This is a genomic window from Pseudoalteromonas rubra (assembly GCF_000238295.3).
Lineage (GTDB): Bacteria > Pseudomonadota > Gammaproteobacteria > Enterobacterales > Alteromonadaceae > Pseudoalteromonas > Pseudoalteromonas rubra.
This window is the reverse complement of sequence record NZ_AHCD03000044.1, coordinates 415228-430038: the sequence shown is the minus strand read 5'-3', so window position 1 is coordinate 430038 and position 14811 is coordinate 415228. Positions and strand designations below refer to the sequence as shown.

At 47.2% G+C, this 14811-nt stretch carries 13 protein-coding genes and 1 tRNA gene; 3 read left to right on the top strand and 11 right to left on the bottom strand.

Annotation, left to right across the window (positions count from 1 at the left end; all coding sequences use genetic code 11):
- Positions 1-92 precede the first annotated feature (92 nt).
- From PRUB_RS22845 to PRUB_RS22820, 6 genes are all read right to left on the bottom strand, one after another.
- A complete protein-coding gene (locus PRUB_RS22845) occupies positions 93-467 on the bottom strand; it encodes a hypothetical protein (RefSeq protein ID WP_040644491.1) in 375 nt (124 codons plus the stop codon).
- 91 nt (positions 468-558) lie between these two features.
- Positions 559-1812 (bottom strand): sensor histidine kinase, encoded by a 1254-nt coding sequence (locus PRUB_RS22840; protein ID WP_010379994.1) that lies wholly within the window; start codon positions 1810-1812, stop codon positions 559-561.
- 7 nt (positions 1813-1819) lie between these two features.
- Positions 1820-2515, bottom strand: coding sequence for a response regulator transcription factor (locus PRUB_RS22835; RefSeq protein ID WP_010379993.1), 696 nt, complete (start codon positions 2513-2515; stop codon positions 1820-1822).
- Between the two features lie 70 nt (positions 2516-2585).
- The gene (locus PRUB_RS22830; protein WP_010379992.1) at positions 2586-3005 is read right to left on the bottom strand and encodes a hypothetical protein; all 420 of its coding nucleotides are present in this window, start codon (positions 3003-3005) and stop codon (positions 2586-2588) included.
- A 620-nt stretch (positions 3006-3625) separates the two neighbouring features.
- Complete coding sequence (locus PRUB_RS22825) at positions 3626-4036, bottom strand: winged helix-turn-helix domain-containing protein (protein ID WP_010379990.1); 411 nt, start codon at positions 4034-4036, stop codon at positions 3626-3628.
- Positions 4037-4403: 367 nt separating this feature from the next.
- The gene (locus tag PRUB_RS22820; protein WP_010379989.1) at positions 4404-5522 is read right to left on the bottom strand and encodes a type 1 glutamine amidotransferase domain-containing protein; all 1119 of its coding nucleotides are present in this window, start codon (positions 5520-5522) and stop codon (positions 4404-4406) included.
- A gap of 79 nt (positions 5523-5601) precedes the next feature.
- Between PRUB_RS22820 and PRUB_RS22815 the strand changes: the two genes are divergently transcribed.
- Positions 5602-6057 carry a DUF3293 domain-containing protein gene (locus PRUB_RS22815; RefSeq protein ID WP_010379988.1) on the top strand — a complete coding sequence of 152 codons (456 nt, stop codon included), beginning with the start codon at positions 5602-5604 and terminating at the stop codon, positions 6055-6057.
- An 11-nt stretch (positions 6058-6068) separates the two neighbouring features.
- Here PRUB_RS22815 and PRUB_RS22810 read toward each other — a convergent pair whose 3' ends face one another.
- The gene (locus PRUB_RS22810; protein ID WP_010379986.1) at positions 6069-8882 is read right to left on the bottom strand and encodes an EAL domain-containing protein; all 2814 of its coding nucleotides are present in this window, start codon (positions 8880-8882) and stop codon (positions 6069-6071) included.
- Positions 8879-9814 (bottom strand): cytochrome-c peroxidase, encoded by a 936-nt coding sequence (locus PRUB_RS22805; RefSeq protein ID WP_010379985.1) that lies wholly within the window; start codon positions 9812-9814, stop codon positions 8879-8881. The genes PRUB_RS22810 and PRUB_RS22805 overlap by 4 nt, the downstream gene beginning before the upstream one ends.
- A 237-nt stretch (positions 9815-10051) precedes the next feature.
- Between PRUB_RS22805 and PRUB_RS22800 the strand changes: the two genes are divergently transcribed.
- Positions 10052-12445 carry an ATP-binding protein gene (locus PRUB_RS22800; protein WP_010379984.1) on the top strand — a complete coding sequence of 798 codons (2394 nt, stop codon included), beginning with the start codon at positions 10052-10054 and terminating at the stop codon, positions 12443-12445.
- On the opposite strand, the gene PRUB_RS22795 is transcribed toward PRUB_RS22800, so the two are convergent.
- The 3 genes from PRUB_RS22795 to PRUB_RS22785 all read right to left on the bottom strand — a co-directional run bounded on the left by PRUB_RS22795 (position 12425) and on the right by PRUB_RS22785 (position 13589).
- Positions 12425-12739, bottom strand: a complete 315-nt coding sequence (locus PRUB_RS22795) for a cupin domain-containing protein (RefSeq protein WP_010379983.1) — start codon at positions 12737-12739, stop codon at positions 12425-12427. The genes PRUB_RS22800 and PRUB_RS22795 overlap by 21 nt on opposite strands.
- Positions 12740-12827: 88 nt before the next feature.
- Positions 12828-12903, bottom strand: a tRNA-Ala gene (locus PRUB_RS22790).
- Between the two features lie 161 nt (positions 12904-13064).
- A complete protein-coding gene (locus tag PRUB_RS22785; protein WP_010379982.1) occupies positions 13065-13589 on the bottom strand; it encodes an NADPH-dependent FMN reductase in 525 nt (174 codons plus the stop codon).
- 142 nt (positions 13590-13731) lie between these two features.
- Between PRUB_RS22785 and PRUB_RS22780 the strand changes: the two genes are divergently transcribed.
- A complete protein-coding gene (locus PRUB_RS22780; RefSeq protein ID WP_010379981.1) occupies positions 13732-14652 on the top strand; it encodes a LysR family transcriptional regulator in 921 nt (306 codons plus the stop codon).
- The last annotated feature ends 159 nt before the right edge of the window (positions 14653-14811 follow it).

Genomic DNA, 14811 nt, shown 5'->3' with positions numbered 1-14811 from the left:
GGCTTAGGCTTGTTTGTACTTCTCTCATCTGAACTTAGCTAAATAGGTCACAAGCGAGTAAAGAGTACTTTGCTGTAGTCTATGAGCGCCTACTAGTTTTTGTGTACGTATTCATGCAAATGTATTTGGCTATCTTGGTTTAGCCGGTTTATTTCAACATGACCACTAAAGACACTCAAAACTGGCAAATCTGTCCAGGCCGAAATAAATGAGTATTCTTTAAACTCATTCTCTTCGGCCTCTGCGATAGCACACACTTTGCTTATCTTTTCAGATTCAGTCAGTACACTTATCTGACACAACTCGACACCTTCTGGGGAATAACACTCAACTCCAACAACACCTTTAAAAGCAAGGCTATACTTCTCGCCTTTCCAATCTTCCAAAACGACCTTAACTAAACTTGAATACACATAAAGTTCAGTTATCTGTCCATCCGACACATTTAAATCAGAAATTATCATCATTCATTTCCGGTATTGTTGATCTGAAAAAGCATGCCAGAGCTCACAGTCTCACCACTCAGCCTTTCAGGCCCTGTTTTCTTGGCTCTGACAATTAAACGGACTGAAATTGCAGACAAAACGAACTACCAGAGTCTGAGCTGGTGACACTCAGTTCAATGTCCAGCTTTTCACATAAACGCTTGACCATAGACAGGCCCATGCCCATGCCATTGCTATCCGGGCCTTTCACGCCCGGTTCAAACAGTGTCTTTAACTGCTCAGGGGCTATTCCGCCGCCGGTATCTGCAACAGTAATGGAATGCGTGCTGGCACTGATCGTCACCAAACCGCTGTGAATATGGGTAAACGCATTGCCGATCAGATTATTCAGCAACAGCTGTAATGCACTTGTGGCAATAGGTAACGCAAGTTTTGCTGGTACTTCTACCTCGACTTCAATCTCTTTACCCGCTATTTTCTCAGCCTGAGCTAAGATTACCTGCTCAACCACAGGTAAAACACGCACACTGTCATGCGCCAGAGTTTCTTCCCGAGCCAATGCGAGTAATACCTCAAGACTTTGCGTGATTTGATGCTGTGCATCTGCAATTCGGTCAACCAGCTCAGCCTGTTTGTCGCTCAATGACGTCTGTCTGAGCAAGGTCAGAGAGCTTTGCGTGATGGCCACCGGCGTTCTTAATTCATGAGAAACATCGCGGGTGAACGCTTGCTCACGATGAATGAAGCGCCGTATTCTTGCCAAAGCCTGTTCCAGCGTCCTGGCAAATGCGCCAATTTCGTCATTCACAAACTGCCCCGAGAAATTCTGTGGTAAACGTTCAACCGGTGCATCTTCGACTATTTTAACTAAAGTATCCAAGGGCTTAACAAGACGTTTTGCCATGATCAGTGAGGCAAAGGCCAGCACCAAAGCAAGCACCAGTACGCCCCCTGACAACACCAGAATAAATTTCAGCATCCCGCCTTTGATTTTACGCACCACCAGCTGTTCACTGACCTCCGCCAGTAAGTACCCGGAAGGCAATTTTTTGAGGTGATAGTGGGCAACATCTTCGCCACTAAATTCGATACGATGCGGCTCTGCTTGAAGCGCTTCGCGCACTACCCTCGGTAATTCCGCATGCGCCGGGTAGTAACGTATAAAATCCAGTCGTGGCGTTGGCTGCTGACCCGCTTCAAGTTGAATAGCAATAGTCTTAGCTTCATCATCCAGCAAAGAGACAAAGAATCGATCTTCAATGTTGTAAGCAAACAAAAAGCTCGCAGCACCAAACAGTGCACTGATGAACAGGGCAATACCAACAAAAAAACCGACAATACGATTGCGCAGCTGAGTCGCTCTCACAGGCAATTTATCCTTCTATGTCAAGTGCAAAGCCAATACCATGAATGGTTTTGATGATCGGGCTGGAAAATGGCTTATCTATGGCCTTGCGTAACTGGTAGATATGAGAGCGCAGCGCATCTGAGTCCGTCGGCTCGTCACCCCAAATTCTGTCACACAGCTCGCTGCGACTCAGCGCTCTGGGATGATGCTCCATGAGCAAACGCAGAATTTTAAACGGGATCGGTTGCAGCGTTAATGGGGAGCCGGCACGCTCAATATGCTGGGTTTGATTGTTCAGAGACAAGGCTTTGTCACCTTCCCCCAGGCGTAGTGTGTGTTCACTATTGAGTAAATGGCGTCTGGCCAGGGCATTACAGCGGACCCACAACTCTTCAAGTGCAAACGGCTTAGTCAGGTAGTCATCTACGCCAAGAGAAAAACCGCTGAGCTTGTCATCCAGCGTATCGCGGGCAGTCAGCATAATGATGGGAATATGGCGATTGGCCTCTGTGCGCAGTTGCTGACAGACAGCCAATCCATCCATTTTGGGTAGCATCACATCTAAGACCACACAATCATAAAATTGTTCCAGTGCGAGTTGCACACCCAGCTCTCCGGTGTGTGCAAAGTCCACCACAGCACCCTGTGATTCAATATACTCGCCGATATTGCGGCTCAGATCCTGATTATCTTCAATTAAAAGTACTTTTACTTGCGCCATCCTGGTCACCAAACTAACAATCATGTAATCACACTAACGCGGCATTCGTGAAAGCAGTGTGAAATTTAATTCAGCTGGCCTGCAACCAGCGGCGTACATACTCTAACGATAAGTAAGCGCGTTTTAGTTCGAGCCAGGACTCACGTGATTGCTGCCATTGCCACTGTTCATCTGCAATTTTCCTGAGTGAGTCATCATCCTGTGCACGGCTATAAAAAAGCAAATCACCGGCGTTAGCCAGCCTGGGCAGCGCATCGGCCTGTAACGTCATCGTATGCTCTATGTGTGTGCGCAGATTGAGCACTAAGGCAATCAGGTTTACGCTAGCTGCCTGGTTAGCAAGTAACCTCAGCAAGGTTTGCTCTTTGCAGGCTGAGGGCACCTCACTGAGCTCAACAAAAACAGGGCTGAGAGACTCAGTCAGCACTTGTTTTTGGCTCTGAGGCAATGTACAAAACCAGCGAGAGAATTGTTGCAGTGGCGGCGCCATAATGTTACCCGGTTAGTCCTTTGATTTAAGGTAAGTTTATCACACCCCACGTTTTTCGTAAAAACGAGCCTGCCCAGTGTATAAAACACAACTACTTGCTTATTGTCTGTCACCTTTGAGTGGCGCTCGCCCATCGCCTCATGCTAAGTGACCCGGTAGCGAAAAATGGTAACATACACGATCTAACAGTCATTACCTGCCCTCAAATGCACTCCTATACCAATTTGTTTAATTAAGCGTGCTTATTTGAGGCAAGAAAATGGGTCGATAGCACCGCTATCGCTGAGGCACCTAGCTCCATATAGGCGAGGAAAAAATTTGCGAACTAATACCTAAGGCATAGATTCTAAAAGAGAAATTTTTATCTCTGTTATCGGAAAATTTAACCTTTCCAATTGGTTATGTATCAATGCAGATTAGTTTGATTGCAGCAAAAAGATAAGCAGGCTCCTGATGCAGGCAGGCAAATTTCAGAAATTAGCCCGCCACCAGCACGGAGGTTAGATTAGATACAGGTTTAGTAGACTTTCTTCACTAAACCAATACAAAGAGATTAAGCACGATCGGCTGAGCGACGCCTGCCCAGCGGGCTTTGACAGAAAAGCCAGTTGTTTTACTGATCACTGTTCTTTGCATGGTACAGCCTGATGAAACCACTTAGCTATCCAACGGAACGGGTTAGGTCTGGGATCCAGTTCAACCACCAGATTGAAACTGTAGCCCTTGCGGTAATGCGTTCTGATCACGTCAACCCCAAGTTTATGTTTGGAAACACAGCGCCGTAATTCGGAAACAGCCCGATTTATGGCATTGTTGTCGACATACTCCTGTTGCCAGATCTCCCGGCACAATTCATCCCGGCCAATCACCCTATCTCTATGACAGATAAAATATTCTAATAAGTCATAGATAAGAGGTTCAAGGCGCACGCTTTCACCACAATATGTTAACAACCTTTTCCTTTTGTGTAGCTCATAGGGCCCAAATACTGCACGGCTAAAGTCAGCATCATATTTATCATTTAACTTCATGATGATAGATACACTTCCTTTGACGTTTTGAGTTATCAAGCAAGCTTAGTGTAGCGTCTGAAAGGACTTTTTAAAATCCGAATTGCGATGAAAGTACATGACTTTTGTTAATAGAACAAATAATAAGTTGACCCAGCCCAGGTGCAAGGATTTATTCACATTGCACAAGTAGAAAACAAATATAAAACAAAAATGATACATATGGTGGTTTCTGATTGCTCTGGGCAAATTTTTCCCCACCCTTTATACCGTTATTAGTGACAATGGACATAAAACAACCAGCCATTCAGCTATTAGTAAATTTCATAGTTAATGCGGCATGGTCAAAGCTCACCCCTTTGCCGCAGTTTTTTAGTCCGAAAACACATTACAGCCTGGCCAGCATGGCCTTTATTTTTTCATTATCAGGGTACGTTTTTTGCGCTCGCAGCAGGCTGGATTTTGCCTCAGCCTGATCATTTTGTCTGACGTACGCTTGTGCAATCGTCAGCTCAATCATAGGGTGGTTAAATTTAGATTGCGCAAAAGTCATCAATTCAATCGCATTGTGTAATTGTAATTGCGTTTTGGCAAACCGGGCCTGATAGACACCTATCATAGCTAACATCTGAACATCATATTGCTCAGGTGATTGCTGAAATTGTGCCATAGCAGCTGCTTTGTCTCTGAACAGCAGCTCAGCCAGCTTAACACTGCGGTCATCCTTATAAACAGGCTCATTGACCTCTTCAATCCCCATGGCTCGCACCATGGCCATCGCCGTATCTGCGGTAGAAAAAGGGTTCTGACCAGTGATCAAACGGCCGTCTATCGTAACCTGATTCAGCATCAGTCCGTCTTGCTCAAACAAACCACCGCGCTCTTTAAGCTTGTCTTCCAACAAAAACTCAAACTGAGGACGCCACTTTTTACCAAAAGCCGTTTCTTCCAGGTTGGTAAAGCCATTTACTCTTTTACCATCGACCAGGTATGCGCCATTGCTCAGCTTAACGTCAACCAGGGCTGCCGGACCGTGACACACAGCCCCCACTATACCCTGCTGCTCGTAGATTTCCCGGATCAGACGCTGTAACTCGCTATCCTGGTACAGATCAAACATGGGTCCTTTGCCACCAACAATAAACACGCCGTCAAACGCTTGCCCATCAAGACTGGCAAGTTTAACGGTATCAGACAAAGCATTCATCGCCTGTGGATCACTCAAAAACGCCTTGTTATAGGATTTATCCCGGTTATATTCATCTGCCAGAGGTTGTCCGCCCGCCGGTGAGGCCAGGGTGATCTGAATGCCATTGTCGCTGAATACCTGATAGGCCTTGCTGAGTTCGTCAAATTCGAAACCCGGTTGAATCGTTTCTCCATCAACCTGTTTACCATAACTACTCAACACCATCAGCACGTGCGGCTCCTCCGCGGCGGTGGCCGTATTGATAGCATTAATGCTCACCAGCGACCATAAAGATGCAACCATCAATTGTCTTTTCATTATCGAGTCTCCTTTGTTTGGACAGATTCACCGTAACGCTGATACTGTGAAGCCATTGTGAAGTAACTCGTGAAAATACATGCACCGTCAAATTAAAAATGAATTGTGGCAGCTCTACCAGGACGTTTGGTTTAGACCATGTTCTGCGCTACCGGCAGCCCCACAAGGCGCAATCATCAGTTTATGGAATCCACTGGGCATAAAACGAACACTAGCCGAAAACCGCCGGTTTCAGCACCTGCTCTATCCGGCATTAAAGCGCAAGGGCTATAAAATACACCCACTTTGGGGGGCCAGTGCCGACCTTGATTACCGGGAATTCAGTGTATTGATTGTATGCTCAGAGCGAGCAGCCGCCCGGCTGGCGGCGCTGTGTTATCAAAAAGCGTATTATTTCATCCAACAAGACCAGATTTGCTTACACAACACCCATCACCCTCAGCAGCGAGTGCAACTTAACGCGTCATTTCAAACGCGCATAACTTATGATGCACTCCCCGTAAACAATGCTGCCATTCTGGGCCTGAGCCACTAACTCTTGCGCATCTAAGCGAGATCCTGGAAATGATTTTGAGAAAAGGTCTTACACCAGATCTCAAGTTCACTGAGTGACATAGGTTTAGCATACACATAGCCCTGCACCAGATCACACTCCATTTCCTTAAGGCCTTCGAGCTGCGCAACATGCTCCACGCCCTCAGCAATGACAGACAACCCAAGGCTAGCCGCCATTGATAATATGGCACGCACCAGATTTTGTGAGTCCGGAGCATGTGCGAACTCATGGATAAAGCTCTTATCAATCTTGATGGTATTGATGGGAAAACGGCGCAAATAGCTTAACGAGGAGTAACCTGTACCAAAATCATCAATCGATAAATGTGCCCCCGTCGCTCTGAGCCCTTCTAGCCAGGCGAGGATGGCCTCATCATCATCGAGCAAAATACTCTCAGTGATCTCAAGCGCCAGATTGGCCGGTTTGAAACCGGTCTGAACCAGAATATGCCGTAAGGTTGTAGCATTGAAACCCAGCCGGTATTGCTGACTGGAAATATTCGCCGACAAACAACAATCCAGATCGAGCGTACGATTTAAAGCCGCAATGTCTGATGTGGCGCGCATCAGCATCCACTCCCCTAGCTCAGAGATCAGGCCACTTTCTTCCGCAACCGGAATAAATTCATCCGGTGCAATGTATTGCCCCTGATGTGACCAGCGAGTCAAGGCTTCAAAGCCATGTAACTGGCCCGTTTTAAGCTCAATGATGGGTTGATAAAACACCTCCAGTTCATTGCTTGTTATGGCTCTGCGCAGCAATTGTTCCAACTCTACGCGTCGGTTAACCTGCTGCTGCATTGAAGGGGCAAAATAATGATACTGATTACGACCGCTTTCTTTTGCTTTATACATAGCCAGATCGGCCCGGCGCAGGATCTCCTGTTGCTCGCGAGCATCATCAGGCATGATAGCAATGCCAATACTGGCGCCACTGATCACCTCAAACCCGTTGATGGTGAAAGGCTGAGCCAAAGAAGTAAGGATCTTTTCTGCCACTTTTGCGGCATCCTCAACCTCGCTGATCTGGCTAAGCAACAACACAAATTCATCGCCACCGAAGCGGGCCAGGGTGTCGGTCCGTCGCACCAGATGGTTCAGTCGGTTGGCCACTTCCAGCAGTAAATTATCACCCGCGTCATGCCCCATTGCATCGTTAATGCGTTTAAAGCGATCCAGGTCGATAAACAATAAAGCACTCAGGTGAGGCTGACGCTCAATTTGTTTCAGGTCCTGACAGATCCTGTCCAGCAGCAGACGCCGATTTGGCAGCCCGGTAAGCGCATCATACATCGCCTGATAGGCTATTTTGGCTTCCTGTTCCTTGCGTTCTGTCATATCAGATAACACCGCAATATATTGCTGAACCTGCCCTTGCTCATCCTGAACAGCACTGATGGCGAGCCATTCGGGGTAAACCGTACCATCTTTACGACGATTCCAGATCTCAGCCGCCCACTCACCTTTGGTGTGCAGAGTTTGCCACATATGCTCATAAAAACGTTTATCGTGACGGCCCGAGCTAAGCAGGTTCGGCTTTTTGCCCAGCACTTCCTGCTCCTGATATCCGGTAATGCGTGTGAAAGCCGGATTCACCGCCATGATCTCCAGCTCTGCATTGGTGGTCATGATCCCTTCCTGAGTCGCCTGATAAACCGCTGCCGCGGTTTTGAGCTCTGCTTCAACTTCTTTAAACTCAGTTACATCCACACTGATGTAAACATATCCCCCCTCGGCAGTACGCGCATGGCGAATTTGCAACCAGCGTCCATGCGTTGTCCTTTGCAATCGCTGCGGCGTGTCACTTTGTTCTTGAACAAACTCCGACTGGCGTTGTTGCCACTCACTCAGCGTTTGCGGAAACTCAGACCTGGAAAATACCCCGTAGTGTCGCAGCCAGCACTGATTTGTAAGCATCAGTGTTCCCTCGCTGTCATATAGCGCAAACCCCTCCTGCAACCTTTCAATGGCATCATGTAATAGCTGACTGGCTTGTAATGCATGATTTTTGGCTTTGTTTAACCGCTGTAAAATAAACAACAAGGTCAGCAACAACACCACCGCCAGGCCAAACAACTGCTCACTCAAAGTCCGGGTCTGCCTCAACTGCGAACCATGCAAGTCCATTTGCGCCCCATAAAGGCGAGCAAAGGCCTGCTTGCTATTGATGGCCAGATAATCCTGGCGCGTCGCATGGACCTGACGATAGTATTCAACGGCAACCTGGATATGATTGACAAAACGACGACTGAGTAAAGCATGGCTTTGTGATATGACACTCGCCTCTGCCAAAGCCCGAATGCGGGTATCCAGCAACAGTTCATCCAACGGCTGGCCTGAGGTTACCAGGCTGGCGAGTATGGTACTGCCAAGTAATGCCTGAGGATGCTGCGTGGCAATCATTTCATCCAGTACCACAGGCAAATAAGTCAGACCATTGCGCATCCCCACGGCCTGGGTTTTTAATTGCTCCATCAATGCCATCTTGTGTCTGAGCAACCTGAGGTAGGCAAGAAATTCCATACTAACGTGCCGATTTTGCTGCTTATCTGTCAGCTGCTGTAATGCCCTGTCCAGTTGCTGCAGCTCATCAAAATGGCGCAAGCTACCCACACTGAGTTCAAGTGCAAACTTATCTAGTTTGGCATCGATGGATTTGGCATCAAACAAATGAGATACCTGCTCATGTTGGCGCTCACCCGTGGCGATATGGGCGCGAAAGAAATACACCATCAAAGCCGTTAGCACCATCACCAACAGACACTGGCCAATGACAGGGAAGTTGAGTTTCAGAGAAGACTTCATTGTGTCATTTCCTGATGCTGGCCAACCAGGCTTTCCAGAAAAGCGGCAATGGCCTCTAGCTCTGCCTGGCTGAGTGAGCGGCCAAGCTGGTAACGGGCCATGGTATTAATAGCGCCAGTCAGGCTTTGCTCACTACCATCATGAAAAAAGTAGGCTTGTCTCGCGGCCAAACGCAGACCCGGCACTTTAAAAGTAAACTTATCGGCCTCACGACCCGTCACGTTATATCGACCGTAATCTGCAGGCTCTATGGGGGTACCGCGATCACCAAAGTAGTCACCAAAAGTGCCCATTTTGGCGAACATATTGCCACCCACATTTTTACCCTGATGACAATTGATACAGCCATAGTATTTAAATAAGCGATATCCTTCCTGTGCTTGTTCAGACAAACTTCCCTTGCCTTGCAGCCACAGATCAAAAGGCGCATTGAGGGTAATTAAGCTGCGCTCATAGTGGGCAATCGCATCACTGATGGCATCACTAGACAGCCCATCTTTATAAACCTGTGTAAAGGCGCTCAGGAAGGCTTTATCCTCCTTGAGGGTGGCAATCAACGCAGGCCAAGTGGTGGCAAACTCTTTGGGATTTTCTACAGGGAGCGTAACCTGAGCTTTTAAATCAATGGCTTTGCCATCCCAGGCCTGACGAATATTGAATACTGAGTTATAGACGGTAGGTGCTCTCACGTCACCAAGCCGATCGGCGACCCCTTTAGAGCGGGCTGTGTTGTCAGCGCCATGGGTTGCCAACTGATGGCACGAAGCACAGCTTACTTCGTTACTGCGAGACAGCCGGGTGTCAAAAAACAATTGGCGACCCAATGCAACCTTGCGCGCATCCGTTGCGACACTGTGCAATGGTAAAATGGGCTCAGCTGCGACCCATACCGAACCGAACAACAATGCCCAAATCAGAAATTTCAGTATCACGCTTTAGTACCACTCATAGGGGCTAAACACCTTACTAATGTAGCAGTCCTTAATTCTGGCTTACTTGATATGGAATAAAGAATCGACGATCTCACAAAGCACTATTCCGCAAAGTGCCAGCCTCGCAGTTAACCCACCTCATTTACCAGCGGGCTGGGGAGAAAAATTGCGATAACGAGAGGTGCAAGCCAAAATATTGTCTAAACTTGTGAGATAAGAAGCTTTTTAATCTGATATATGCAATTAAAAACGCGCCTGACGGTGATCCTGGGATTAACAGCACTGGCTCCAATGCTGGTGATATTCTTACTGGCTATGTTACACAGTACAGAGCAGGCAAAACGTCTGAGCATTTCAGCTGCTCAGGCCAAAGTTTATAATGCAGCCGCCATTTTCGACCGCTATTTCGCTAAGCGCAAAAGCGAAGTGGCGACCCTGGCGCGCCAACCAACCTTAAAAGCCATGGACTTTGCGCACATCTCCCCCATTTTGCAAACAGAAAAAGCCGCCCATGATCAGACTTACGAAAAGTTCATTATTGGACGCCCCGACGGCAGCTTTCACAATACCGAAGGCGGTAATCCCTTTCAAAATATGCTCCGTACCTTCGATGATAAGTCACCAACAGCACGTAAAAGAACCATTTCGCGCCGCGATTATTGGCAGCAAACCATTGGCCGAAATGTAGAGCAAAACGCGGAAGTTTATGTATCTGAGCCGATGATCTCCTACACAACGGGCGTTAAGCAAATCGTGGTCGCAGCAACCATACTGGCCAATGATGGCAAAGTAGCTGGTTTACTGGGGGGCAGCATTCCCTGGCGCGAGATAGACAGGCTGGTACAGGCCGTTTCCAAGCAGGTAGTCCATCAATTTTACGACAATGCCCGATTTATGTTGGTATCTCAGGAAGGGATTTACATGTATCACTGGCAGCCGGACAAAATCATTCAGCTCAAACGCGAACAGGGGAAATTTGTTGTTAATGACATTGGCGAAAAAATCGCGATACGCTTAAAAGTCACGGAAGAAGCAGATCCGCAACTAAAAGAGATCGGCCTGAAGATGATTGCGGGCTTTAATGGCTATGCGCAGCTGGATAAAACCCCCACCCGACCCAAATCTTATATTTTTTATGCGCCCGTCAAGTCCTCAGGGTACAGCATCGCCTTAACTTTACCCGAACATGTGGTGTTCGCCCCGGTGTATGAATTGCGTCAGCAGTTGTTGATTATTCTGGCATTTGCCATTGCCGTTTCTTTGCTGGTTGCCTGGCGCTTTTCAAACAGCATATATCAGCCCATTGCCAAACTCACCAAAGCCGCACAGGCACTGACTCAGGGTAACTTCAACGTGTCTTTGTCTACCCGGGGCAAAGATGAACTGGCCAAGCTCAGCCGGGCGTTTGCACAGATGCGCGACAAGGTGTTCCAGCGAGAATCTGAGCTGGAACACAGAGTAGAAGAGCGTACTCAGGCACTGGAAATAGCGAAACTCGCCGCGGAAGAAGCGGCCAATGCCAAAAGCCGCTTTCTGGCTAACATGAGCCATGAGATCCGCACACCCATGAATGGCATTCTGGGTACCCTCCAGTTACTCAATCAACAGAATAGTTTTAATGCAGAGCAAACCACCCTGATCCGGGTTGCCAATGAGTCGGGGCAAAGCCTGCTGACTCTGATTAATGACATTCTGGATATTTCTAAGTTAGATCAGGGCGAAGTATCACTGTACTTTGAGCCCTTTGACTTATATGCGGTATTGCACCATTTGGAGCAGATATTCAGTGAAAAAGTCATTGAAAAACGGCTGAGGTTTCAGCTGGTAATTGGCGATACGGTGCCTAAAGAGGTGGTCAGTGATAAACACCGTTTACAACAGGTTTTGCTCAACCTGCTCAATAATGCCATCAAGTTTACCCACGAAGGGTTTATCCGCCTGGAAGTAGAAAACATCGGCAACATGGAGCAGGTAATGCTCAGATTTACCGTATCTGATAGCGGCATAGGTATCGCAGAAGACAAGCTCCCGCAAATTTTTAACCCATTTTATCAGGAAGATGAAAGTACGACCCGGCGCTATGGAGGGTCCGGGCTGGGCCTGTGTATCTGTCAGCATATTATTGACTTGTGCGGTGGTCACCTCAACTGTCAATCAGTGCAAGGAGAGGGATCTCAGTTTGACTTTAACTGGCCTGTAACCACGTGCTGCCTGATTTATTCAGAAGACAGCGATCAAGTGACGCTGGGAGAATTACATGGCCATATTTTGTTAGCGGAAGATAATGCGGTTAATCAGATTGTCACTAAGGCCATTTTAGAAAAACTGGGCCTCAGTGTCACCATAGTTACCGACGGCCAGCAAGCCTTGCAGCAACTGGAAAAAGAACATTATGATCTGGTGCTGATGGATATGCATATGCCCAATATGGACGGCATTGAAGCGACAAAAGCAATCCGTAGTATGCCTCAGCACATGCAACTTACCATCATCGCCCTGACTGCCAATGTATTGATCAAAGATATTGAGGCCTGTTTTGCCGCAGGTATGGATGATTACATCAGCAAACCCATTGCACTGGACAAGCTCCAGACCGTACTCGACAAATGGCTATCGATAAAAAATGGCTAACCAGAGTGTCTCCTGCTCGGGGTCGGTCCAGCTGACTTTATGCTTACAATGGGCCGGAATGTTGATGTAATCGCCCGCAGCCAGACGCTCAACCCGGCCATCTTCAAATGTGAGCTCACCTTCGCCCTGCAGCACCAGCACCCACTCATGCTCATTTTGGTCGTACCATCCCTGAGACGGTGACGTGTGCCCTTTAGAGACGATCCGCTCGATTTTTAGCTGCTCATGAGACAAAAGTGTCTGAAAGACTTCATCGCTGAGATCAGCTGGTAAGTTAGCAAATAGATTGTTCATTCATGACCCGGAAAAATGATATTGATTACGAAAACTGTATCGTAACTAAGGGGGAATAAAAACAACAACATGGGAAGGATAAGAGATTTGGTGGAGCTAGGCGGGATCGAACCGCCGACCTCTTGCATGCCATGCAAGCGCTCTCCCAGCTGAGCTATAGCCCCAAATCGACGACAAAGATACTAGAAGATTTTTTTGTCTTTGAAAACCCCCAAAGGTAACTTTTTTAAAGTAATTAGGCTGTTAGAATAAAAATCAAACAGGCCGGGCAATATTTTGTATCGCCCGGCCTGTGTTATCAAGGTGTTCTGACGTTCAAATTTGATTAGTGTAGTAACTTAAGCGCAGCCTCAAGCTCCTGTTTAATCTCAGCATTTTTCAGCTCGCCTGCCTCTGAATCAAAATTATCAAAGAAGCTAGGAACTGACAGACTGGCTTTAACATCCGCAGCAAAATAAGGTGCAGAGCCTACAGCTGATGCCAATACACTTTTTGCTCCGCCTGGACCCGGAGACGTGGCCATCATCAGCATAGGCGTATTCTGATATACCTTCATATCGATGCGTGATGTCCAGTCAAACAAGTTTTTGTAAGCCGCTGAATAGCTGCCGTTGTGCTCAGCAAAGGAAACGATAATCGCATCCGCAGCACCAATTTTGGCAAAGAAACGCTGCGCTTCGTCCGGAATACCACCGTCTGTTTCACGCTCAATGCTGTAAATTGGCATTTCATAATCATTCAGGTCCAGCACTTCGACCTCTGCATTAGGGATCAACGAAGCAGCATAGCTTGCAAGTTGCTGGTTGATAGATTGACGGCTGTTGCTGGCTGCGAATACTAAAACTTTCATGGGATTACCCTCTCAAAATAAGACAAATTTAGGTTTGTGCAGGCGCTCACTTCGATAAGCGTTCACCTCAAGCTGATGACAACCAGTGTATATTAGGTTTTAATAATGATTAATAGGGTAAAAGTAAAGTTACTATTTCCATATGAATAATAATCTTTTTGAAGGTATAGAGATCTTCACTGAAGTCGTCGCGAGTAAGAGTTTTATTGCCGCAGCACAGAAACTGGGTCACTCTCCTTCGCATGTCAGCAAAGTGGTCGCCAGACTTGAAGAAAGGCTGGGTGTGCGACTGTTAAACCGCACCACGCGTACATTGGCACTGACACCGGAAGGTGAGTCTTACTACCAAAATTGCACTCAACTTATCCAGGATGCTCAGGCCGCAGCACAACAACTAAATGTGACTGATGATATCCCCAGAGGCACACTTAAAATCACCTGCCCGGTGGCGTTCAGTACCGACTACCTACAACCCGTATTGGCTGAGTACCTGAACCGCTATCCAAATGTTTCGCTGGAATGGGATCTTGAGGATAAAGCCGTTGATGTGGTTGGCGATGGCTATGATCTGGCCGTGCGGGCAACCCCACAACTGGAAGAATCCAGCCTGATCTGCAAACGTGTTTATCAATGCAAGACCTACGTTGTTGCCAGCCCGGACTATATCAGTCGGTTTGGGCAACCACATCATCCCAAAGAGTTGGAAAAGCATCACAGTATTTGTTACAGCAATCATAAAACCCCGGATCGCTGGGAGTTTAAAGACAAACAGGGCAACCCCTTTCATGTAGATGTGCGGCAGCGGATCTTGTGCAACAACGGTCATATGCAAACTGCCATGGCCCGTGATGGGATAGGTATTGCACGTCTGCCTGCATTTTATGTCGACACATTTATCGCACAACAACAACTTATCACCCTGTTTCCTGACTACCCACAGCCAGAAGTCAACGTTTATGTGGTTTATCCAAGTCGCCGTCATCTTTCACCCAAAGTACGACACTTTATCGACCTGTTATCAGAGCATTTTGAACAAATAGTCAAATCGCGACCTGTATTTTGAACCCGTTGTGCCCTGTCGTCAGGATGATTTTTATCGGGATAAACAAACCACACAGTTTCCACACATTTGCGCACTGTGCATATCGTTATTTGCATAACTCATTAATTTATTGAGGATAAAAAATATCAATTTGCACTATTTTATCCCCACAATTGCCAT

Bases quoted from the DNA above. Each gene is read 5' to 3' on its own strand.
- PRUB_RS22845 (WP_040644491.1), bottom strand. From the start codon at position 467: ATGATGATAATTTCTGATTTAAATGTGTCGGATGGACAGATAACTGAA.
- PRUB_RS22835 (WP_010379993.1), bottom strand. From the start codon at position 2,515: ATGGCGCAAGTAAAAGTACTTTTAATTGAAGATAATCAGGATCTGAGC.
- PRUB_RS22830 (WP_010379992.1), bottom strand. From the start codon at position 3,005: ATGGCGCCGCCACTGCAACAATTCTCTCGCTGGTTTTGTACATTGCCT.
- PRUB_RS22825 (WP_010379990.1), bottom strand. From the start codon at position 4,036: ATGAAGTTAAATGATAAATATGATGCTGACTTTAGCCGTGCAGTATTT.
- PRUB_RS22820 (WP_010379989.1), bottom strand. From the start codon at position 5,522: ATGAAAAGACAATTGATGGTTGCATCTTTATGGTCGCTGGTGAGCATT.
- PRUB_RS22815 (WP_010379988.1), top strand. From the start codon at position 5,602: ATGCACCGTCAAATTAAAAATGAATTGTGGCAGCTCTACCAGGACGTT.
- PRUB_RS22810 (WP_010379986.1), bottom strand. From the start codon at position 8,882: ATGAAGTCTTCTCTGAAACTCAACTTCCCTGTCATTGGCCAGTGTCTG.
- PRUB_RS22800 (WP_010379984.1), top strand. From the start codon at position 10,052: ATGCAATTAAAAACGCGCCTGACGGTGATCCTGGGATTAACAGCACTG.
- PRUB_RS22795 (WP_010379983.1), bottom strand. From the start codon at position 12,739: ATGAACAATCTATTTGCTAACTTACCAGCTGATCTCAGCGATGAAGTC.
- PRUB_RS22785 (WP_010379982.1), bottom strand. From the start codon at position 13,589: ATGAAAGTTTTAGTATTCGCAGCCAGCAACAGCCGTCAATCTATCAAC.
- PRUB_RS22780 (WP_010379981.1), top strand. From the start codon at position 13,732: ATGAATAATAATCTTTTTGAAGGTATAGAGATCTTCACTGAAGTCGTC.